The organism is Micromonospora sp. DT231 (assembly GCF_049847025.1).
Lineage (GTDB): Bacteria > Actinomycetota > Actinomycetes > Mycobacteriales > Micromonosporaceae > Micromonospora.
The window spans coordinates 65,612-87,124 of record NZ_JBNCNO010000010.1 but is presented as its reverse complement, the minus strand read 5'-3'; the positions used below and the strand labels follow the sequence as shown (position 1 = coordinate 87,124).

15 protein-coding genes are annotated in these 21,513 nt (G+C 73.5%); 9 read left to right on the top strand and 6 right to left on the bottom strand.

All coding sequences use genetic code 11. The annotated features are described in order from the left end of the window. Positions 1 to 112 precede the first annotated feature (112 nt). Positions 113 to 5,020: a WG repeat-containing protein gene (locus tag ACPXBU_RS24020; protein ID WP_425759768.1), complete on the top strand. Its 4,908-nt coding sequence runs from the start codon at positions 113 to 115 to the stop codon at positions 5,018 to 5,020. Positions 5,021 to 5,063: 43 nt separating this feature from the next. After that, positions 5,064 to 6,062, top strand: coding sequence for an aldo/keto reductase family protein (locus ACPXBU_RS24015; protein ID WP_393363612.1), 999 nt, complete (start codon positions 5,064 to 5,066; stop codon positions 6,060 to 6,062). Positions 6,063 to 6,155: 93 nt separating this feature from the next. Here the strand turns inward: ACPXBU_RS24015 and ACPXBU_RS24010 are convergent, their stop codons facing one another. Beyond that, the gene (locus ACPXBU_RS24010; protein ID WP_425759861.1) at positions 6,156 to 6,956 is read right to left on the bottom strand and encodes a site-2 protease family protein; all 801 of its coding nucleotides are present in this window, start codon (positions 6,954 to 6,956) and stop codon (positions 6,156 to 6,158) included. Further along, the gene (locus ACPXBU_RS24005; RefSeq protein WP_393364532.1) at positions 6,956 to 7,156 is read right to left on the bottom strand and encodes a hypothetical protein; all 201 of its coding nucleotides are present in this window, start codon (positions 7,154 to 7,156) and stop codon (positions 6,956 to 6,958) included. The genes ACPXBU_RS24010 and ACPXBU_RS24005 overlap by 1 nt, the downstream gene beginning before the upstream one ends. Before the next feature lie 292 nt (positions 7,157 to 7,448). On the opposite strand from ACPXBU_RS24005, the gene ACPXBU_RS24000 reads away from it, so the two are divergent. The 3 genes from ACPXBU_RS24000 (at position 7,449) to ACPXBU_RS23990 (ending at position 11,586) form a co-directional block, all read left to right on the top strand. Further along, positions 7,449 to 9,461 (top strand): bifunctional adenosylcobinamide kinase/adenosylcobinamide-phosphate guanylyltransferase, encoded by a 2,013-nt coding sequence (locus ACPXBU_RS24000; RefSeq protein WP_425759767.1) that lies wholly within the window; start codon positions 7,449 to 7,451, stop codon positions 9,459 to 9,461. Continuing rightward, on the top strand, positions 9,451 to 10,224 hold the full coding sequence (locus ACPXBU_RS23995) for an adenosylcobinamide-GDP ribazoletransferase (protein WP_393363619.1): 774 nt from the start codon (positions 9,451 to 9,453) through the stop codon (positions 10,222 to 10,224). Before ACPXBU_RS24000 ends, ACPXBU_RS23995 begins: the two co-directional genes overlap by 11 nt. Before the next feature lie 66 nt (positions 10,225 to 10,290). Further along, positions 10,291 to 11,586 carry a DUF2314 domain-containing protein gene (locus ACPXBU_RS23990; protein ID WP_425759766.1) on the top strand — a complete coding sequence of 432 codons (1,296 nt, stop codon included), beginning with the start codon at positions 10,291 to 10,293 and terminating at the stop codon, positions 11,584 to 11,586. A gap of 166 nt (positions 11,587 to 11,752) precedes the next feature. Here the strand turns inward: ACPXBU_RS23990 and gcvT are convergent, their stop codons facing one another. Continuing rightward, complete coding sequence (gene gcvT / locus ACPXBU_RS23985; RefSeq protein ID WP_393363625.1) at positions 11,753 to 12,883, bottom strand: glycine cleavage system aminomethyltransferase GcvT; 1,131 nt, start codon at positions 12,881 to 12,883, stop codon at positions 11,753 to 11,755. 162 nt (positions 12,884 to 13,045) lie between these two features. Here gcvT and ACPXBU_RS23980 point away from each other — a divergent pair, with 162 nt between their 5' ends. Continuing rightward, positions 13,046 to 14,620, top strand: coding sequence for a leucyl aminopeptidase (locus ACPXBU_RS23980; protein WP_425759765.1), 1,575 nt, complete (start codon positions 13,046 to 13,048; stop codon positions 14,618 to 14,620). Positions 14,621 to 14,671: 51 nt separating this feature from the next. Here the strand turns inward: ACPXBU_RS23980 and ACPXBU_RS23975 are convergent, their stop codons facing one another. Further along, on the bottom strand, positions 14,672 to 15,001 hold the full coding sequence (locus ACPXBU_RS23975; protein ID WP_393363631.1) for a hypothetical protein: 330 nt from the start codon (positions 14,999 to 15,001) through the stop codon (positions 14,672 to 14,674). 140 nt (positions 15,002 to 15,141) lie between these two features. Here ACPXBU_RS23975 and lpdA point away from each other — a divergent pair, with 140 nt between their 5' ends. Both lpdA and sucB read left to right on the top strand, forming a co-directional pair. Next, positions 15,142 to 16,572, top strand: coding sequence for a dihydrolipoyl dehydrogenase (gene lpdA / locus ACPXBU_RS23970; RefSeq protein WP_425759764.1), 1,431 nt, complete (start codon positions 15,142 to 15,144; stop codon positions 16,570 to 16,572). 67 nt (positions 16,573 to 16,639) lie between these two features. Continuing rightward, positions 16,640 to 18,469, top strand: coding sequence for a 2-oxoglutarate dehydrogenase, E2 component, dihydrolipoamide succinyltransferase (sucB, locus tag ACPXBU_RS23965; RefSeq protein WP_425759763.1), 1,830 nt, complete (start codon positions 16,640 to 16,642; stop codon positions 18,467 to 18,469). Between the two features lie 56 nt (positions 18,470 to 18,525). On the opposite strand, the gene ACPXBU_RS23960 is transcribed toward sucB, so the two are convergent. Continuing rightward, complete coding sequence (locus ACPXBU_RS23960; protein WP_425759761.1) at positions 18,526 to 19,461, bottom strand: SDR family NAD(P)-dependent oxidoreductase; 936 nt, start codon at positions 19,459 to 19,461, stop codon at positions 18,526 to 18,528. Positions 19,462 to 19,674: 213 nt separating this feature from the next. On the opposite strand from ACPXBU_RS23960, the gene ACPXBU_RS23955 reads away from it, so the two are divergent. Then, on the top strand, positions 19,675 to 21,012 hold the full coding sequence (locus ACPXBU_RS23955; protein WP_393363642.1) for a low temperature requirement protein A: 1,338 nt from the start codon (positions 19,675 to 19,677) through the stop codon (positions 21,010 to 21,012). Positions 21,013 to 21,103: 91 nt separating this feature from the next. On the opposite strand, the gene ACPXBU_RS23950 is transcribed toward ACPXBU_RS23955, so the two are convergent. Then, complete coding sequence (locus tag ACPXBU_RS23950) at positions 21,104 to 21,481, bottom strand: MerR family transcriptional regulator (RefSeq protein ID WP_393363644.1); 378 nt, start codon at positions 21,479 to 21,481, stop codon at positions 21,104 to 21,106. Positions 21,482 to 21,513: the final 32 nt, after the last annotated feature.

The window sequence follows — 21,513 nt, the reverse complement described above, 5'->3', positions numbered from 1 at the left end:
GGGGCGTGGCAGGCGGCGACCGGACGCCCGGCGATCAGCCGGCGACGGCTGCGGACGGCTCACCTCCGGCGAGAATCGGCCGAGTGGCCGGATGCGGCGACGGGCGCGGCCGATGAGCGGCCGATACGCGGACCGGTGGTCCGACCCGAACGAGCCAGCCTGGGTGGTCGAACCGACCACCGAGTGGCACCCCCAGTACCCCGGCCAGCGCTACCCCGGCGACATCGGCGTGGCCCACCAGCCGCCACCGCGCGGCCGGGCGACGGTGACCGGCCGAGCCGAGGTGCCACCGCTCGCGCCCACCCGCCCGGACGGCACCTACCTCGGCCGGTCCTGGGCCGACGAACCGCCAGAGGAGCCGGCGGTCCACAGCCGATCCTGGGCTGACGACGAGCCGATCGAGACACCGAGCTACGGCCGCCCCCGGAGCGACACGCGCCCGGCCGACGCGTCCACCTACGGCCGCACCGACAGCGCCGACCGCCGCACCTACGACCACGAGCCGTACCGTCGGCCACTACCCGAACCGCCCCGCCGCGACGACCGCCGCTCTCCCGAGTCGGACCGGCGTACCGCCTGGTCCGACCGCCGGCCCGGCGACGAGCGGGGACCCGCGCGGGAGGCCGCCTGGCACCGGGACCAGCCCTCCCCCGACCGGTACGACGGCCGACGTCAGCGGCCGGAGCCCACCGAGCGGGACCGTGGTTATCCGGGCGTCCCACCGGTCTCCCCCGCGCCCCGCTCCGATCCCGGCTGGATGCCGGAACCGGACGACGTGCCGCGCCGGCGCGGCACGCACGAGCGACCGGCCGCCGGTTACGACCGCCACCCCGCCGACGGATACGGCGCACGACCCACCCGGAACCACGACGGCCGAACTGCCGACGACCGGGTCGCCGACGACGCCGACCAGCGGGCACCCGTGGACGGCCACACCCGATACCGCGCCGACGGCTACCCGGACCGGACCGCCGACGACGGCCGCCGCCCGGAACGGCGCTACCGCGCGGACGAGGCGGCCGGCGCGATGCCGTCGCCGTCGCCGAACGGTGGACGACGACACCGGCCCGAGCCGGAGACGCCCGACCTTCCCCGCCGCGACGACGACCGGCGTCGGCCCGACAGCGATCCGCACCGGCAGCAGCCCCGCGAGACCGCGGCCCGCGCCGAGGCGTACCCGGACCGGCGTCCCCGCGAGGAGGCCCGACCGGACCGGCGTCCCCGCGAGGAGGCCCGACCGGACGCGTACCGCGAGGACGGACATCGCGAGCACGCGTACCGCGAGGAGCGGCCGCACGACAACACGCACCGGGAGCCTCGGCCGCAGCCCGGCCCAGGGCCGGACGGCACTCTTCCCTGGCCGCCGCCGGGGCCGGTGCGCCAGGACCGCACCCGGGAGCCGGGTCACCGCACCGAACCGCACCGCACCGCGGACCCACACCGCGGCGTCGAGCCGGGCGTCCCGTCGCGGCCGGACTCGCGGCCCGAGCGGCCGGCGGTCACCCCGCCCCGGTACGACGAGCGACACGTACGCCCGGCCGCCACGGCCCCCTCGACAGCCGGCCGTGCCGCGCCGCTGTCCCCGGAGCGGACGGTGCCGCCGTCACCCGTCTCCCCCGCCGCGCCTTACCGGGACCGACCGGTCTCGGCAGCCCCGGTCTCCCCCGCCACGCCCCACCGGGACCAACCGGTCTCGGCAGCCCCGGTCTCCCCCGCCTCCGACGTGCCCGTCTCGGGTCCACCCGCCGCACGCCTTCGGCTGGAGTACCTGCCCGCGCCGGTGGACCCACCCACCTCCGACAGGCGCGCGGAGGTGCCACCTCCGGCGGAGCGCCGGGCGCCCGCCGAACCGCCACCGACAGTCGCCGCGCACCCCACCGCGCCGCCGCGGTACCCCGGCCCGGACACCACGGCCCGCCCGGTGGACCAACGGCGCGGCGAGCCCACCCCGGACCGCCGCCAGTTCGGCGACCCGTCGGGCAGCACCGCCCCGACCGACCACCGCCCGACGCCGCACTCCCCCGACCGAGCGGCCTCAGGCCAGCGCCCGCACTCCCCCGACCGGCCGCACTCCACGGACCCACACCCCACCGACCGGCCGGTCTCGGGGCAACGCCCGCACTCCCCGGAGAGGCCGCACTCTCCCGACCGGCCGCACTCCACCGACCGGCCGCACTCCACCGACCGGCCGGTCTCGGGGCAGCGCCCGGACTCGCCGGATCGGACGGTCCCGACGGCGGACGCGCGCCCGTCTGTCGCACCGCCGCCCACCTGGCAGGCCCCGCACCCGGCGGCGGCCCCGCCCGCACCGCGCCCAGCCGCGCCGACGCCCGCACCGGAGCCTGCCGCCCCGGAGTCCTCGGGGCGGGAGGCCGACGCGGCGGCACTCCCGCTCGCCCCCGGCACACCACGCCGCTACGTGCCGCCGCCGCCCTCGGAGGGGCCGCTCGCCCCCGTTCGGGCCCCGGACGAGGTCACCGGCACCCGCGGGCCGGAGGCGTGGTTCAGCCCCGCTCAGCCCGCCGACTCGGATCCGAGCGAGCCTGCGCCGGACCCGCAGTCCTCCGGGCCGGCCGAGGATGAGTCGACGGCGAGCGATCGTGACCTGTCCACCACGCCGACATCCGTTCCGCCCGCCGCGCCGACCACAGTGGGCCCGGGTCCGTCGGCACCGACCGCGGTGGACCAGGATCCGCTGGCACCGCTGGACCCGGGTCCGTCGGCACCGACCGCCGACGTCCGTCACGATCCGAGTGACGAGCACGGCGACAGGTCGACACCGGCTGACGCTCCCCAGCCCGTGTCCACGCCGCCCGCACGCCCGACCGACGACGCCTGGGCCGATGACGCCTGGGCCGATGACGCTCAGGACGCTGCGCGAACCGCTGTCGGACCCCCACCGGCGCACGACGACCGGCCCGTCTCCGGCGCGCCTGCCACCGCGACGCCGCACCAGCAGGCCGACGTCGCCGCCGAGGCCGACCAGCAGGTGGCCACGGCTCATCCGGTCGAGGACACCGACCCCGTCGCGCACGACCCCACGGACGACGGCGAGCCGTACGCCTGGCAATCCGATGCCGAGGACGATCCGAACACCGCCACCTCGACGGACGACCCGCGAGCAGACGACTGGTCGGACGACCGCGCCCTACCGGCCTCGTCCGCGATGTCTGATGACAACGATTCTCCCGTCTCGGAGGCACAGGTCTCGGCCCCGCCTGACCACAGGCCGGCGAGCCTGCCGCCCATCTCCGCACCGCCCGCACCGTCGGTCGTCGCGGCACCCGTCTCCGCACCGCCCGCCTCCGCGGCACCGGTGTCGGCGCCGCCCTCGTTGGTGCCACCGCCCGTCTCCGGACCGCCGACCACCCCCGCGCCCGTCTCCGCGCCACCCGCGTCGACCGAGCCGACCCACGCGCCACCCGTCTCCGCACCACCCGCCTCGGCAGCAGCGCCCACCCCCGCACCGACCCAGCCGACCCACGCGCCACCCGTCTCCGCACCACCCGCCTCGGCAGCAGCGCCCACCTCCGCACCGCCCGCGCCGACCCAACCGACCTCCGCGCCACCCGTCTCCGCACCGCCCGTCTCCGCACCACCCGCGCCGGCGTATTCGGCCGACGCGGCACCCGCCGGTGTTCCCGGCCCGAGGTCCGGCTCGCGCGGGGAGGACGCGCCTGTCTCCGCGCCACCCGCCGCTCCGCCGGCGGCGACCCGCCCGTCGCTGGCCGACCCGGGTGATCCGGAACAGGTCCTTTCGGCGTACCGGTGGCGGTTGGACCCGGTCACCCTGCGTGAGGAGCTGACGGAGCCGGACGACCTGCGGGCCATCCGGCGGCGGCTGACCGAGAAACTGGGCTCGGCGATCGACAACCGAGCCCGGGCCCGGTTGCTCAGCCTGCGGGCGGTGGCCTCGCGGATCCTCGGCGACCTGGACGACGCGCTGGCCGACGGTCGGCTCGCCCTGACCTACGCCGAGGCCACCGGCGAGCTGCGCCGGACCTCGTTGGCCCAGGCCCGGCTGGCCCACGTCCTGCGCTGGCGTGGCAACTTCGCCGAGGCTGACCAACTCTTCGCCCAGGCCAACTCGGTCGAGCTACCCGACCGGTTGCGGGCCGCACTCCACGAGCACGCCGGCCGGTCGTGTTACGACCAGGGGCGGCTCATGGAGGCCTGCCAGCACTTCGAGCAGGCACTCGACCTGCGCGGCGCCGGCGACGCCGAACTGCTCGACCGGGTCCGGGTTGCCCTCGACGCGGTCGCCGTCCGGGCCACGGCCGACGGCTTCGGGCCGTACCGCCGGGGTCGGGACGAGGTGCTCGACCGGGACCGACCCCCGCTGCTGGAGCGGGACGGACCGTTGTGGGGTTACACCGGCCAGGACGGCGACCTGGTCATCCCCGCCCGGTACGCCGAGGCGCAGCCGTTCCACGACGGGCTGGCCTGGGTTCGCCGGCCGGACACCGACAGGTGGTCGCTGATCAATCTGCTGGGTACGACGGTGATCCCGCCGTCCTTCCGGGCGGCGCACCCCTTCAGCGACGGCCTGGCCTGGGTGGTCGGCGAGGGTGGTTGGACGGCCATCGACGCGACCGGCGCGGTGCAGGTCGCGCCCAACTTCGCCGAGGTACGACAGTTCCGCCGCGGGCTGGCCGCGGTGCGGCGCGAGGGGTGGGGGGCTGTCGACCGGTCCGGCCGGATCGTCGTGCCCACCCGCTACCATGGGTTCGTCACCGAGTTGGCCGACGGCCAGCAGGTCGACGGTTTCACCGACGAGGGGCTCGCCGTGGTCGACGTGGCCGGCCGGCGCGGTGTGGTGGACCGCACCGGCGCGGTGCTGGTCCCGCCGACCCATCCGAGGCTTGTCATCCACCCGGTGGCGTTCCTGGTCGGCAGCGGTGGTCGGTGGGGTGCGCTGGACCGGCGCGGTGAGCCACTCATCGACACGGTGCACCGCGATCGCGCCGAGGTGTTGGCGGAGATCGACCGGCTGCTCACCGACGCCAATCCGGTGCTCTGAGCGGCCGTTCGACGGTGGTGATCCACCGGGCTAGGGTCGGTACATGGAATTCCGACACCTGGGCCGTTCAGGCCTGCTGGTCAGTGAAATCTCGTACGGCAACTGGATCACCCACGGTTCACAGGTCGAGGAGGACGCGGCGAACGCCTGTGTCCGGGCCGCCCTCGACGCGGGAATCACCACCTTCGACACCGCCGACGTGTACGCCGGCACCCGGGCCGAGGACGTGCTCGGCCGGGCGTTGCAGAACGAGCGTCGCGAGGGCCTGGAGATCTTCACGAAGGTCTACTGGCCGACCGGGCCGGGCCGCAACGACCGGGGCCTCTCCCGTAAGCACATCATGGAGTCGATCAACGGCTCGCTGCGTCGGCTGCGCACCGACTACGTGGACCTCTACCAGGCCCACCGGTACGACAGCAGCACCCCGCTGGAAGAGACGATGGAGGCGTTCGCCGACGTCGTCCACTCCGGCAAGGCGCACTACATCGGCGTTTCCGAGTGGACCGCCGAGCAGCTGCGCGCCGCCCACCCGCTCGCCCGGGAGCTGCACATCCCGCTGATCTCCAACCAGCCTCAGTACTCGATGCTCTGGCGGGTCATCGAGGCCGAGGTCGTGCCGGCGAGCGAGGAGCTGGGCATCGGACAGATCGTCTGGTCGCCGATGGCACAGGGTGTGCTCTCCGGCAAGTACCTGCCGGGGCAGCCGCCGCCGGCCGGGTCCCGGGCCACCGACGAGAAGTCGGGTGCGAACTTCATCTCCCGGTTCATGAACGACGACGTGCTCACCCGGGTGCAGCAGCTCAAGCCCCTCGCGGAGCAGGCCGGGCTCAGCATGGCCCAGCTCGCCGTGGCGTGGGTCCTGCAGAACCCGAACGTCTCCTCGGCGATCATCGGCGCGTCCCGCCCCGAGCAGGTGCACGACAACGTCAAGGCGGCCGGGGTCAAGCTCGACTCCGGGCTGCTCAAGGCGATCGACGAGATCGTCGAGCCGGTCACCGAACGGGACCCGGCGAAGACCGAGTCCCCCGCACAGCGTCCCTGACGCCGCCGCGGTCCGGCCGGCGCGAGATGGTCGCGCCGGCCGGATCCGGTCGGCTCAGCGTGGGCCAGCCCAGCCAGCCCAGCCTGTGGCCGGTCAGCCCTGCCAGAAGCGGATCAGGTCGAGGCCTGCGGCGTAGAGCCAGGACGGCAGGCCCAGGGCATCGCCGATCGCGAAGACCGCGTCGAAGAACCAGCCGCCGATGCGCGGGTTCCACAGCAGCGCGAAGAGCAGCAGGAACCCGTACGGGGCGAACAGGTCGTACATCTTGCGCCACTGCGGGTTGAGCCACGGCTGGATCATGTTGCCGCCGTCCAGGCCCGGCACCGGCAGCAGGTTGAGCACGCTCGCGGTGAGTTGCAGGAAGGCGAGCAGGGCCACGCCGGCCCAGAACTCCACCGGGCCGCCCAGCGACTCGGTGCCGATCCGCAACACCGCCACCAGCACCAGCACGAACAGCACGTTCGTCGCCGGGCCGGCGAGGCTGACCAGGCTGTGCCGCAGTCGACCCGGGATGGCGTGCCGGTCCACCCAGACCGCGCCGCCGGGCAGGCCGATGCCGCCGAGCAGCACCACCACCACCGGCAACACGATCGACAGCAACGGGTGGGTGTACTTCAACGGGTTGAGCGTCAGGTAGCCCCGGTGGGCGATGTCCCGGTCACCGGCCCGGTAGGCGACCACCGCGTGGGCGTACTCGTGCAGGCAGAGTGAGACCAGCCAGCCGGACACCACGAACAGGAACACGTCGAACCGGACGTTGCCGTACCCGTTCCAGGCCAGCACCCCGCTGACCGCGAAGAGGGCCACCAGGCCGAGGAAGACCGGGCTGGGCCGAAAAGCCGCCTTGGGTACGCCGAGGACCAGCCCGTCGGCTCCCGGCCGGTCGTAGGCCATCACTCGGCCGTGGGTAGCAGGCTCATCCGGTACTCCACCCGGTCGTCCTCCACGAGCGCGACCGAGGTGACGCCGGACGCCGCGAGCTCCCGCCAGGTCTGACCGATCCAGGATTCGGCGTCGGCCTGGCTGCTGAACGACTCCGCCGGTCCCTCGACCGCCTGGCCGTCCGTGCCCTCGTACCGCCAGCTCCACGCCATGCCGCGTCTCCCCTCGCCGCTGATGTCCCGGTGGGACGAACCCTCGCCAGCGTAGTCGGCCCGGCGCGCGACGGCCGCTCGCTCACCCCGGGCCAGATCATCCCCGAGCAACCTCGCACCACCGCGACCCTTCCGCGATCTTGCACTTTCTGCGCCGACATAGAAGGCATTCCACGCATCTCGGCGACCGAAACTGCAAGATCGGCGCGGCTGGGCGCGGATCGGGCTTTCGATCGTCGGCCGGGTCGGGGCGACGTGCCCAGACTTCGAGCGGGAGAACTAAGGTACGGGCATGTCCGTAGACGGGTGGAACACGGTCCTGGTGCTCGGCGGTATCCGGTCCGGCAAGTCCGAGTTCGCCGAGTCCCTGGTCACCGACGCGCCGGTGGTCCGTTACCTCGCCACCGCGCCCGAGGGCGACCCGGAGGACACCGAGTGGGCGACCCGGCTGGCGGCGCACCGCGCCCGGCGACCGGGTAGCTGGACCACCGAGGAGACCACCGAGGACCCGCGCCGGCTGGCCGACGTCATCGCGTCCGCCGAGCGCAACGAGACGCTCCTCGTCGACGACCTGGGTGGCTGGGTGACGGTGCTGCTCGACCCCGAGCACCAGCCGGCCGACGACGTGGCGACGATCGCGGAGCTGGCCGAGGCCATCCGCACCTGCCCGGCCCGCGTGGTGCTGGTGAGCCCCGAGGTGGGGCTGTCGCTGGTGCCGACCACCCCGCTGGGTCGGGCGTTCACCGACGCGTTGGGCGCGGCCAACCGCTCGGTCGCCGACGCCTGCGACGCGGTGGCCCTGGTGGTCGCCGGCCAGCCGGTCTGGCTGAAGCCGGCCGCCAGCGCGACAACCCCGACCACCCCCGACAGCGCGACAACCCCGACCGTTCTCGGCGGCGCGACAGCCCCGACCACCCCTGGCGGCGCGACGGCCCCCGGCAGCGCGACGGCCTCCAACCGCGCGGCAGCCCCGGCCGCCACCGGCAGCGCGACCGAGCCGGCCGCCACCGGCAGCCTGGCCGACGCCGAGCCCACCCCGGAGGTGCAACTCCCCGAGGTGCTGACCCACACGCCGCCGGCCGTCCCGGCCCAGGAGCCCGGCAACCCCTGGGCCGCCCCGACCATGGCACTGCCGATGGTGGCCACCGGGCTGGTCATCCAGCCGGGCATGGAGCTGCCGATGCCCGACGAGTACGCGGGCCCGCAGGCCGTGGACCGACTGGCCACGCTCGACGTACCGGGCGCCGGGCTGGGCGTGCTGGATCGGGTGGTCGGTTTCGCCGCCGCCACCCAGGGCACCACGACCCCCCAGGCCTGGGGATCGGTGCGGGTGTTGCTGCTGCACGGCGACCACGCCGGCGGGGCGTCGGCCGGCACCGTCGCCGGTGAGTCGTCGCGGCGGGCCGCGCAGGCCCGCGCCGGCCGGGGCGCGTTGGCGCGACTCGCCGCCGAGAGTGGCGCGAGCCTCCAGGTGGTGGACACTCCCGCCGCCGCGCCGATGGAGGACCAGCCGGCGCTCACCCTGGACCAGGTGGACTCGGCGCTGCGCTACGGCTGGCGGCTCGCCGAGCAGGCCGCCGACGCGGGCGTACAGCTGCTGGTGCTGGGGGCGTGCGGAGCCGGCACCGAGGCGGCGGCCGCGGCGGTGCTCGCGGCGACGGCCGGCGCGGAGCCGCCGGCCGTGCTGGGCCGGGTCATCACCGACTCCGGTGAGATCGACGACGCGGCGTGGATGATCCGCTGCGCGGCGGTCCGCGACGCGCTGCACCGCACCCGCCGCTCGTCCCGCGGCGCGAAGGACATCCTGGCCGAGCTGGGCGGCGGTGACGTGGCGGTGGCCAGCGGCGTGCTGCTCGGCGCCACCGCCCGCCGGGTGCCGGTGCTGATCGACGGGCCGGTCGGGGTGGCCGCCGGCATGGTCAGCCGCGATCTGGCCGGGCAGACCCGGCACTGGTGCCTGCTCGCCGACCATGGCGGTCACCCGGCGGTGCGGCTCGCCGCCGACGTGCTCGGCCTCACCCCACTGCTCGACCTGCGGATGGATCTCGGCGAGGGCGCGAACGCGCTTGTCGCCCTCCCGCTGCTGCGCTCGGTGCTCGCCCTGGCCGCCGCCCTGCCGGTCCACCCTTCGCTCGGCGGCGACGAGGACCCGAGCCCCGCCGCCGACGAGCCGGCCTACGCCGACGCGTCCGACTTCGACACGACTCTCGACGAGTCCGACTTCGCCGAGCCGGAGCCGGCCGGTCCGGGCCCGGCCAGCACCGGGGTGGACGAGCAGCCGGCGTCGGGTTGGCGTGCCGGCTGAGTCGCGGTTCCTCGCGGGAACCCGGCTGGCGGTCACCACGTTCACCACGCTGCCGGTGCGGGCCGGGCGGATCGACCGCCCGGTCGCCGGCACCGCGATGGCACTCGCCCCGGCGGTCGGCGCGCTGCTCGGCGTCCCGCTGGCCGGTGTGCTGCTGCTGACCGGCGCGTTCGCTCCCCCGCTGGTGGCCGCCGGTGTGACTGTCGGCGTGGCCGCGCTGCTCACCCGCGGGCTGCACCTGGACGGGCTGGCCGACACCGTGGACGCGCTCGGCTCGTACCGCCGGGGGGCGGCCGCACTGGAGATCATGAAGAAGCCGGACGTCGGCCCGTTCGGGGTGGTCGCCCTCGTGGTCGTACTGCTGGTGCAGGCGGCGGTGCTGGCCGACCTGGCGGGGCGGTCCGGGCCGGCGGCTCTCGCGGCGGTGGTGGCGGCGACCGCCGCCGGACGGTTCGGCGTCACGGTGGCCTGTCGGCGGGGAGTACCGGCGGCCCGACCGGACGGCCTCGGCGCGCTGGTGGCGGGCACGGTCGGCCCGGTGGCACTGGCCCTCGGCGCGGTCGCCGTCGCGCTGCTGGCGGTGCCCGCGGTGCCGGGCCGCCCGTGGCAGGGGCCGCTGGCCGTCGCCGCCGCGCTCGCCGTCGCGCTCGCGCTGCTGACCCACGTGGTACGCCGGCTCGGCGGGATCACCGGCGACGTGCTCGGCGCGACCGTCGAAGTGGTCACCACGCTGGTCTACCTGGGTCTGGTGCTGTCCGCCTGAACCGGACACCGCGGGCCGGGTAGCGTTCGGCTCGACAGCACCGGCACGGCCACCAGGGGACCCAGCATGCTCATCACGGACGACTTCCTGCCCGTACCGGTGCCGGAGTCGCTCAGCGCGACCTACCTGGTGCCGATGGCGGGGCTGCCGAAGGTAAGCGCGAAGACCGCGGTGGCGGCGCTGAGCGGCCGGCTGGCGGAGCCGGTGCACGGGCTGGCCCGGCAGATGCTCGACAGCCCACTGATGAGTGTCGACACCCGGCCGATCGCCGATTTCCCCGAGCTGCCGCCGGACCTGCTCACCGCGTTCGGCGCCACCGAGGAGCAGTTGGCCCGGCTGGCCGCGGCGACCCACCTGGTGGTCGTGCAGGCCGAGTACCGGCCCGGTTGGCCGCCCGCGCACGAGTGGGCGGCCCGCGCGGTCGCGGCCGCGGTGGCGGAATCCGCCGACGGCGACGTGGTGGACGTCTTCGGTCTGCAGTTCCTCGACCCGGCGACCGCGTTGCGCTCACTCCCCGACGAGCAGGGCCGCATCCGACTTGTCGACTGGGTGCTGGTGCCGTACTCCTCGGACACCGAAGGACTGTGGTTCACCACCAAGGGGCTGCGCCGCTTCGGGCTGCTCGAATTGCAGACCCAGGGGGTGCCCGACCACCTCACCCGTGCCTGGGGCGCGGTGATGACCGGGGCGGCCCGTCGACTGCTGCGGGACTGGACCGACGGGCTCACCGGCGAGGAGGTGCCGGCGTTCGTGCAACTGCCGGTGCTGGCCACGGTCACCGGGCACGACATCGCGGTGGCGTACGGCAATCCGGAGCAGCATGGCGCGACGGCCCCGGTGCTGCTGCGCCTGGAGCTGGACCCGGCGACCGACCCGGAGGCCGACTCGTTCCTGAGCCTGCGCCCGCCGGCCGGGCACCCGGGCCCCGACGGGCGCTACTTCGCCGCCGCCTGCGCCACCCTGTTCTCCGGGATCCAGCCGGACGTGCGCTACGCCCGCTCCGGTGACGCGATGAGCCGGGCGGTCGCCACCGCGCGGGCAGCGCTCGGCGACGCGCGGACCCGGTTCGTGGCCGGTCAGTTGCCCGCCGAGTCGCAGTTGGTGGTCAAGTACGGCCTGCCCGGCGACGACGGCCCGGAGTACGTCTGGGCGGGCGTGACCTCGTGGGAGACCCCGGAGCGGATCGTCGGCGTGAGCGCCAGCGACGCCAACACCGATCCAAGCGTACGGATCGGCGCCCCGGTGGTGGTGGAGGCGACCGACGTAGTCGACTGGGCCATCCTGAACGCGACAGGCGTCATCGAGGGCGGCTGGACCCAAGCAGTCCTGGACTCCGGCGAACCCCCCACCCCCACGCGCTAACCCCCACCCCACCCCACTCCCCAGCCCCAGCCCCAGCCCCAGCCCCAGCCCCAGCCCCAGCTGATCATGGAGTTAGCGGGGGGTTTGATCTCGCAGCGTCCCGTCAACCTCATGATCAACGCCGGGAGGGTGCCGGCGAGGAGCAAGGGCGGGGGCGGGGCGGGGGTTACTTCACTGAGGGGGTTACGAAGGGGGGTTTGGTTAGGGTTAGGGGGGCTCGGCGGCCTCGGATGTCGATCTCGACCTCGTCGCCGTCGGACAGGTTGGCGTCGGTGTCCAGCAGGGCCAGGGCGATGCCCTGTTTGCGGGTTGGGGAGAAGGTGCCGCTTGTCACCTCGCCGACCTGCTTGTCGCCCACGTGCAGGGTCATCCCCGGGCGCGGGATGGCGCGGTCGACGGCGACCAGGCCACGCAGCGTACGCCGGGGGCCGGCGGCCTTCTCGGCGAGCAGCGCGTCGCGGCCCCAGAACGCCGGCTTGTCCCAACCGACGGCCCAGCCCGAGCGGGCCTGCACCGGGGTGATGTCCGCCGAGAGGTCCTGCCCGTGCAGCGGGTACCCCATCTCGGTACGCAGCGTGTCCCGGGCGGCCAGCCCGCAGGCCCGCAGCTCGAACGCCTCTCCGGCGGCGAACAGCGCGTCCCAGACGGTCACGGCGTGCTCGGCCGGCACCACCAGCTCGTAGCCCAGCTCGCCCGTGTAGCCGGTGCGGCAGACGGTCAGCTCCACCCCGGCCAGGCTCGCCGCGGAGAAGCTCATGTAGCCGTGCTCGGTGGGCAGGTCGAGGGCGGCCAGCAGCTCGGCCGAGCGAGGGCCCTGCACGGCCAGCACGGCGTACCCCTCGTGCTCGTCGGTGACGGTGACCTGCGCGGGCGCGGCGGCGCGCAACCGGCGCACCACCTCGGCGGTGTTCGCCGCGTTGGGGATGAGGAAGACGTGGTCGTCGGCGTAGAGGTAGGCGATGATGTCGTCCACCACCCCGCCGGTGGCGTCGTCGCAGCAGAGCGTGTACTGCGCCCGGCCCGGACCGATCCGGCCCAGGTCGTTGCTGAGGCAGGAGTTGACGAAGTCGGCCGCGCCGGGGCCACTCACCCGGGCCTTGCCGAGGTGCGACACGTCGAAGACCCCGACCCCGGTACGCACCGCGGTGTGCTCCTTGAGCACTCCGCCGCCGGCGTACTCCAACGGCATCTCCCAGCCCCCGAAGGGGGCGAACTTGGCGCCGGCGGCGATGTGCCGCTCGTGCAGCGGGGAACGGCGCAGCCGGGTCGCGGCGGCGTCGTAGGTCACGTCGGTCATGGGTGGCAACTTACCGGGGGCAACGTCGCTGGTTAGCATCGGCGGGAACCCGCTGGCGCTGTCGGCGGGACAGCCATGACGTTCGGCGGGTAGGTTCCGCCGGAGACCTTCACCGCCGGTACGCGACGCCGCGACCGGCCCGGCCCGCCCGGAGTAGCTTCAGTGACATCACCCCGCACGACCACCCTGAGCCTGGTCGACACCGACCCGGCCGAGCTCGCCGTCGACGCGATCGTGATCGGCGTGCACAGCCAGACCGGAGAGCAGGCCGCCACCAGCGGCCTCGCCGGCACCCTGCTGCTCGCGACCGGCGCGGAGAGCATCGCCGCCGCGTTCGACGGAAAGCTGACCGAGACGCTGGCGCTGCTCGGCGCGACCGGTGGGCCGGGTGAGGTCATCAAGCTCGCCACGCTGGGCACCGTGACCGCCCCGCTGGTCGCGGCGGTGGGGCTCGGTCCAGAGCCGTCGGGCGCCGCCCCCGCCCCGGAGGCGTTGCGCCGGGCCGCGGGTTCGGCGATCCGGGCCCTGGCGGGCGCGCCCCGGGTCGCGTTGGCCATGCCGCTGCCGGACGACACGGACGCGTCGGCTGAGCTGCGCGCGGTCGCCGAGGGGGCGCTGCTCGGTGGGTACCGGTTCGCCGGTTACAAGACCCGCCCGCAGCCGACCCGGCGGGAGCCGGTGACCGAGGTGCTCATCGCGGTGCCGGACGCGGGCGACGCGGGTGCCCAGGCGGAGATCACCCGGGCGCAGGTGGTGGCGGGTGCGGTCCGGCTCACCCGGGACTGGGTCAACACCGCCCCGAACGAGCTGCGTCCGCCGTCGTTCGCCGACGCGGTCGCCGGTGCCGCCCGGGAGGCGGGCCTCGGCGTCGAGGTGCTGGACGAGGCGGAGCTGGCCGCCGGCGGTTACGGCGGCATCGTGGCGGTCGGCCAGGGCTCGGAGGCCCCGCCCCGGCTGGTGAAGCTCACCTACACGCCGACCGACGGCGGCAACGGCAAGCGGGTCGCGCTGGTCGGCAAGGGGATCACCTTCGACACCGGCGGTATCTCGATCAAGCCGGCGCAGGGCATGTGGGAGATGAAGTCCGACATGGGCGGCGCGGCGGCGGTGGGCGCGGCCATGCTGGCGATCGCCGCGCTGAAGCCGGCGGTCGCGGTGAGCGCCTACCTGCCGATGGCGGAGAACATGCCCTCGGGCACCAGCTACCGGCCGGGTGACGTGATCACCATGTTCAACGGCAAGCGGGTCGAGGTGCTCAACACCGACGCCGAGGGCCGGATGATCCTGGGTGACGCGATGGCCCGCGCCTGCGCGGACGGCACCGACTACCTGTTCGAGACCTCCACCCTGACCGGCGGCCAGGTGGTCGCGCTGGGCAAGCGGGTGGCGGGCGTGATGGGCACTCCGGAGCTGTGCGAGCGGGTCCAGGTGGTCGGCGACGCGGTCGGCGAGCCCGCCTGGCCGATGCCGCTGCCCGACGACGTGCGCAAGGGCATGGAGTCCGACGTGGCGGACATCTCGCAGGTCAACGCCGGGATGGACCGGGCCGGTCACATGCTCCAGGGCGGGGTTTTCCTGCGCGAGTTCGTGACCGACGACGTGGCCTGGGCGCACATCGACATCGCCGGGCCGAGCTACCACTCGGGTGAGCCGACCGGCTACTGGACCAAGGGCGGCACCGGCGTACCGGTCCGCATGCTGGTGCAGCTCGTCGAGGACGTCGCCGCCAACGGCTGACGGAGCTTCGGGAGGGGCCGCCTGCCGACGCGGGCGGCCCCTCCGCACGTCTCAGTACCGCTCGGGGCGGCGTTTACGCCGCTCGTTGAAGTCGCGCATCCGCTGCGGGTAGCCCATCAGCCGGACGTCGTACACCGGGATGCCCATCCGGTACGCGAAGCGCCGCGCGCCGTCCGGGCCGTCGATGCGCCGCCGGGTCCACTCCCCGTCGTCAGCGATCAGGATGACGGTGGTCTGGGTCACCGTCGTCCGGGGTTCGATGAACGCCTCGACGCCCCTCCGGCTGCGGATGAAGGTCTCCAGATGGTCCAGGTCGCCACGGTCGGCGACACGGTCACGGCTCGGCACGGCCGCCTGTTTGCGGCGCCGGAACAACCCCACCGGTTCTCTCCCCCAGGGTGCGTCATCGACAACGGTGCCAAGGGTACGTGTCGATGACGTGTCGTTGGGCACCTCAGTACGCACCCTGTGCCCAGTGGTGACAAGATGACCGAGGTGGGGTGTGTCTGTGCTACACCCCTGTGACCCCCCATTGCAGCGACGCGACCTGGGAGTTGGACGTGAGCGAGCCGAACGAAGCGACCTTCGACATTGTCATTCTCGGAGCGGGCAGCGGCGGCTACGCGACCGCGCTGCGCGCCGTCCAGCTGGGCCTGACGGTCGCGCTGGTCGAGAAGGGCAAGCTCGGGGGCACCTGCCTGCACAACGGCTGCATCCCGACCAAGGCGCTGCTGCACGCCGCCGAGATCGCCGACCAGGCCCGCGAGTCGGAGCAGTTCGGCGTGAAGGCCGAGCTGATCGGCATCGACATGGCCGGGGTCAACTCGTACAAGGACGGTGTGATCTCCCGCCTGTACAAGGGCCTGCAGGGCATGTTGAAGAGCAACAAGGCGATCACCATCATCGAGGGTCACGGCAAGCTGGTCGGCAAGAACGTCGTCGAGGTCGACGGCAAGCGCTACACCGGCCGCAACATCGTCCTGGCCTCCGGCTCGTACGCCAAGAGCCTGCCCGGCCTGGATGTCGACGGCGAGCGGATCATCACCAGCGACCACGCGCTCACGATGGACCGGGTGCCGTCGTCGGTGATCGTGCTCGGTGGCGGCGTGATCGGCGTCGAGTTCGCCAGCGTGTGGAAGTCCTTCGGCGTGGACGTGACGATCGTCGAGGCGCTGCCCCGGCTGGTCGCCGCCGAGGACGAGGAGTCGTCGAAGGCGCTGGAGCGGGCGTTCCGCAAGCGGAAGATCAACTTCAAGGTCGGCAAGCCGTTCGAGAAGGTCGAGAAGACCGAGAACGGCGTCAAGCTGACCATCTCCGGTGGCGAGACCGTGGAGGCCGAGCTGCTGCTTGTCGCCGTCGGTCGCGGCCCGAACACCGCCAACCTCGGGTACGAGGAGCAGGGCGTCACCATGGACCGCGGCTACGTGCTGACCGACGAGCGGCTGCGCACGAGCGTGCCGAACGTCTACGCGGTCGGCGACATCGTGCCCGGCCTCCAGCTCGCGCACCGCGGCTTCCAGCAGGGCATCTTCGTCGCCGAGGAGATCGCCGGGCAGACCCCGGCCGTCATCGACGAGGTCGGCATCCCGCGGGTCACCTACTGCGACCCGGAGCTGGCGTCGGTGGGTCTCACCGAGGCCAAGGCCAAGGAGCAGTACGGCGCGGACAAGGTCAAGACGTACAACTACAACCTGGGTGGCAACGGCAAGAGCCAGATCCTCAAGACCACCGGCTTCGTGAAGCTGGTCCGGGTGGAGGACGGCCCCGTGGTCGGCGTACACATGATCGGCGCCCGGGTGGGTGAGCTGATCGGTGAGGCGCAGCTCATTTACAACTGGGAGGCCTACCCGGCCGAGGTCGCCCAGCTCGTGCACGCCCACCCGACCCAGAACGAGGCCCTGGGCGAGGCGCACCTGGCCCTCGCCGGCAAGCCGCTGCACGCGCACGCCTGATCATCCACAACCGCGGCGTCCGGCGACGGGCGAAGATCCCACCAGGGGAATGAAGGAGTCTCAGAAAATGCCGGTATCGGTCACCATGCCCCGGCTCGGCGAGAGCGTCACCGAGGGCACCGTCACTCGCTGGCTCAAGCAGGAGGGCGACACGGTCGAGGTCGACGAGCCCCTGCTCGAGGTCTCGACCGACAAGGTCGACACCGAGATCCCGTCGCCCGCGGCGGGCGTGCTGAGCCGCATCGTGGTCGGCGAGGACGAGACCGCCGAGGTCGGCAGCGAGCTGGCCGTCATCGCCGGCGAGGGCGAGTCGACCGGCGGTGGCGAGGCCGCCCCGCAGGAGCAGGCTCCGGCCGAGTCGGTCGAGCCGGTCACCGAGCCGACGGCCGCCGCCGAGGGCACCGCCGACGAGGTGGCCCAGGACGAGGCGCCGGCTCCGGCCGCCGCCTCCTCGGGCGAGGGCACCGCGGTGAAGATGCCGGCCCTGGGTGAGAGCGTCACCGAGGGTACGGTCACCCGCTGGCTCAAGCAGGTCGGCGAGACCATCGAGGTGGACGAGCCGCTGCTGGAGGTCTCCACCGACAAGGTCGACACCGAGATCCCGTCGCCGGTCGCCGGCACCGTGCTGGAGATCAAGGTCGCCGAGGACGAGACCGCCGCGGTCGGCGCCGACCTGGCGATCATCGGCGCTGCCGGCGGCGCCCCCGCGCAGGCGCAGCCCGAGCCGAAGCCCGAGCCGAAGGCGGAGGCCACGCCGGCGCCGAAGGCCGAGCCGAAGCCGGAGCCGAAGGTCGAGGAGCCGACGCCGGGCATGTCGTACAACGAGCCGGCCGCGGAGACCGAGAGCTCGGCCCAGCCGGCGAAGACCGAGCAGGCCGCCCAGCCCGCCGGACCGACCTCGACGCCGTCGCGCCCGTCCGCCCCGGCGCCGGGCACCGGCGAGGAGGCCGCCGGCTACGTGACCCCGCTGGTCCGCAAGCTGGCAGGTGAGCACGGCGTCGACCTGTCCTCGCTCAACGGCACCGGCGTGGGTGGCCGGATCCGCAAGCAGGACGTGCTGGAGGCCGCCGAGAAGGCGAAGGCCGCCAAGGCCGCTCCCGCCGCCGCACAGCCGGCGGCCGCACCGTCGGCCGCACCTGCCAAGCCGGCCGCGAAGCCGCAGCCGAGCGGCAAGCGGGGCACCACCGAGAAGCTCCCCCGGATCCGCAAGGCGATCGCCAAGCGGATGCAGGAGTCGCTGCACGAGATGGCGCAGCTCACCACAGTGGTCGAGGTGGACGTCACCCGGGTCGCCAAGCTGCGGGCGCAGGCGAAGGACTCGTTCGTGCAGCGGCACGGCGTCAAGCTGTCCTTCCTGCCGTTCTTCGCTCTCGCCGCCGTCGAGGCGCTGCAGACGTACCCGATCGTCAACGCCCAGCTGGACCTGGACGGCGGCACGATCACCTACCCGGCGGCGGAGCACCTCGGCATCGCGGTGGACACCGAGCGGGGCCTCGTGGTGCCGGTCATCCACAACGCCGGTGACCTCAACCTCGGTGGCATCGCCAAGCGGGTCGCCGACCTGGCCGAGCGCACCCGGACCAACAAGATCAGCCCGGACGAGATCGCCGGGGCGACGTTCACGCTCACCAACACGGGCAGCCGGGGCGCGCTCTTCGACACCCCGATCGTGCCGAAGCCGCAGTCGGCGATGCTCGGCACGGGTGCCGTGGTCAAGCGGCCGGTCGTGGTCAACGACCCGGACCTGGGCGAGGTCGTCGCGGTCCGGTCGATGGTCTACCTGGCCATGTCGTACGACCACCGGCTGATCGACGGCGCCGACGCCGCCCGCTTCCTGAGCGCGATCAAGGAGCGGCTGGAGGCCGGCAACTTCGAGCCGGAGCTGGGCCTGTCCTGATCCTGCGCAACGCGTAAAAGGCGCCCCGGTCGTCGACCGGGGCGCCTTTTCGTCGCTCAGTCCTTGAGCAGCGCCGTCGAGACCTTCCAGAGCCGCTCGGCGGCCTCCGGGTCCAGCGCGTAGTCCGCGACGCCCGTCCGCCCGCCGGGCGTGGCGGGGGCGGCCTCCTGACAGTCCTCGAAGTAGCGCCCGCCCACCCCGTCGAGCAGCGGCGACGCGGCGACGAGCACCGAGGTGGCGGCGCCCTGCTCGACGCTCTTCCAGGCTGCCGCGTTGCCCGCGCGGATCCGGTTCAGCTCCTCCTCGCTGACGTAGCGCTGGAGGTTTGTCTGGATCGCGCCGGGCATCAGCGAGTTGGCCGTGATGCCGTCGTCGGCCCAGAGCCGGGACGCCTCCACGGCGAAGAGCACGTTTGCCGTCTTGGACTGCCCGTACGCCTGCCACGGCTCGTACTCCCGCTTGTCGTACTGGATGTCCTCGAAGACCACAGGTGAGCGCAGGTGGGCGGCGGAGCTGACCGAGACGATCCGGGCCCCGCCGTCGGCGGCGAGCGCCGGGCGTAGCCCGGTGGCGAGCGCGAAGTGCCCGAGGTGGTTGGTGGCGAACTGCATCTCCCAGCCCTGCGGGGTTCGGCTCAGAGGCGCGGCCATGATGCCGGCGTTGTTGACCAGGATGTGCAGCGGGCCGTCCCAGTTGGCGACGAAGTCGGCGACGGATCCCTGGTCGGCGAGGTCGAGCGGCGCGACCATGACCCGGTCGTTGCCCGTCGTGCCGGTGATGTCGTCGGCGGCCCGCTGGCCGGCGTCCGGGTTGCGGACGGCGAGGGTGACCTCCGCGCCGGCGCTGGCCAGGGCACGGGCGGTCTCCACGCCGATGCCGGACGAACCGCCGGTGACGATCGCCCGCCGGCGGTTGAGGTCCACGCCCCGGATCACGTCCATGGCCGTGGAGGTATGGGCGAATGACGTGGTGATCGGGTTCTTCGTCGTCATGATCCATCCTTGTCCAGGGCGGGTCGGACCGACCAGCCCGTCTGCCGGAGGCCGTGGCCGGCCAGGATTCGGCCGGCGCGCCAACAGACGGCGCTCCGGACCGTACGGAGGCCGGTCCAGGCGTTTTCCCACAGCCGGCCGGAGGTAACGCCGGACCGCACCGCCATTGCCGTTCGGGCCTTCGACCAGCCCGGACGCTGCCAGAGTGGGACCGTGGGCAGCTACCGGCGGGGTGGGCAACTGGGTCCTGCCGTCCCGATCGCCCCCGGTGCCCGGGTGGACAAGTTCGAGGTCTTCTTCGACCTGGTCTTCGTCTTCTCGTTCTTCATCATCACCAGGGCGACCGCCGCAAACATCTCCGGCCGCCAGTTGCTGCACGCCGGGTTGGTGCTCGCCGTGCTCTGGTGGATCTGGGTGGTGCACAGCCTGGTCGCCACCCGGGTCCGGCTCGGCGAGGGCTACGTACCGGTGCTCATGGTGATCGCCATGGTGGCCCTGTTCGCGTTCGCGCTGGCGCTGCCGCAGGCGTTCAGCGACCCGAAGGGGGGCGCCGGCGGCCCGATGCTGGTGGCCGTCAGCTACGTCGTGGTCCGGGCCGTCCACATGATCCTCTACCAGCACGTGGTGCGGGACAGCCCGCAGGAGCGGCGCCAGCTTCGCCGCTTCGCCCCGGAGCTGGCGGTGAGCATCGTGCTGCTGCTGGCCGCCGCGTTGATCCCGCCGCAGATCACCGACCCGAACCGGGCCGCACTCGTCCGCGACGGACTGTGGATCGCCGTGGTGGTGGTGCAGTACGCCACCGGCTTCATCGTCGGCACCTGGGGCTGGGGGGTGACAAGCGCCGAGCACTGGACGGAGCGTTACGACCTCATTCTGATCATCGCGCTGGGCGAGTCCATCATCTCCACCGGGGTGGGCGGCAATCTGCTCGGCAAGCCGGTGACCTGGCCGGCGGTGACGGCGGCGGCGCTCGGCATCGTGATCACGGCCGCCCTCTGGTGGGCGCACTTCGACTTCATCGGGCCGGCTGCCCGCATCGCCCTGCACGCGGCGGAGGGTGGCCCCCGGGTGGCCATGGCCCGCGACGCGTACGCGTACCTCTACCTGCCGATGATCGCCGGGGTCATCCTCTTCTCGATCGGCAACGAGGAGGTCCTGCACAAGATCACCGATCCGGCCGGTGGGATCGCCGAGCGGGTCGAGGGCCCGGCCGTACCGATGTTGTTCGGCGGGTTGGTCTGCTACTTCGCCGTCAACATGCTGTTCCAGTTGCGCACCCTGCACACCGTCACCTGGACCCGGATCGGCGTCATCGTGGTGCTGACGGCCGCTCTGCCGGTCGGGCAGCACCTGCCGGCGCTGGGGGCGCTCACCCTCGCGACAGTGATCTGCGTGGGGCTGGTGGCCGTCGAGGTGCTGGTGATGTCGGGCTCCCGGCACGCGCTACGGGCCGCCGTCTTCGAGGAGCGCACCAGCCACGAGGCCCACGAGGCCGCCTGGCGCGCCCGCTGGCACGACGTCCGGGAGACCGACGAGCCGACCACCCCGTGACACCGGTACCGGATCCGGGGCAGCGTCGCGGTGCACCCGGCTCGAAGGCCGCCGTGGGCATGGGAGGCGCGGGGCCCCGCCCAGCCGCCGGTCACTCCTGCGGCGCCGGGGCGGGCAGCCGCTCGTAGAAGCGGATCTTCTCCCGGAGGTGGTCGTACTGGCGCTGGAGCAGGCGCATCTGCTCCTCCACCCGCACCGCGTGGTGGTGCAGCAGCGCGCGACGCTCGTCGGCGGTGTGCTCCCCCTCGCGGGCCAACTGCGCGTAGCGGCGCATCTGCGCGATCGGCATCCCGGTGTCGCGCAGGCAGCGGAACAGCACCAACCAGCCGAGGTCGTCGTCGGTGAAGACCCGCTGCCCGCCCGCCGTCCGCTCCACGTCGGCGAGGAGGCCGATCTTCTCGTAGTACCGCAGGGTGTCCAGGCTGAAGCCGCTGCGGCGGGCGGCCTCCGAGGGGGCGTAACCGCTCATGTCGCCAGATCGTAGTGCTTGACCTGGAGTGC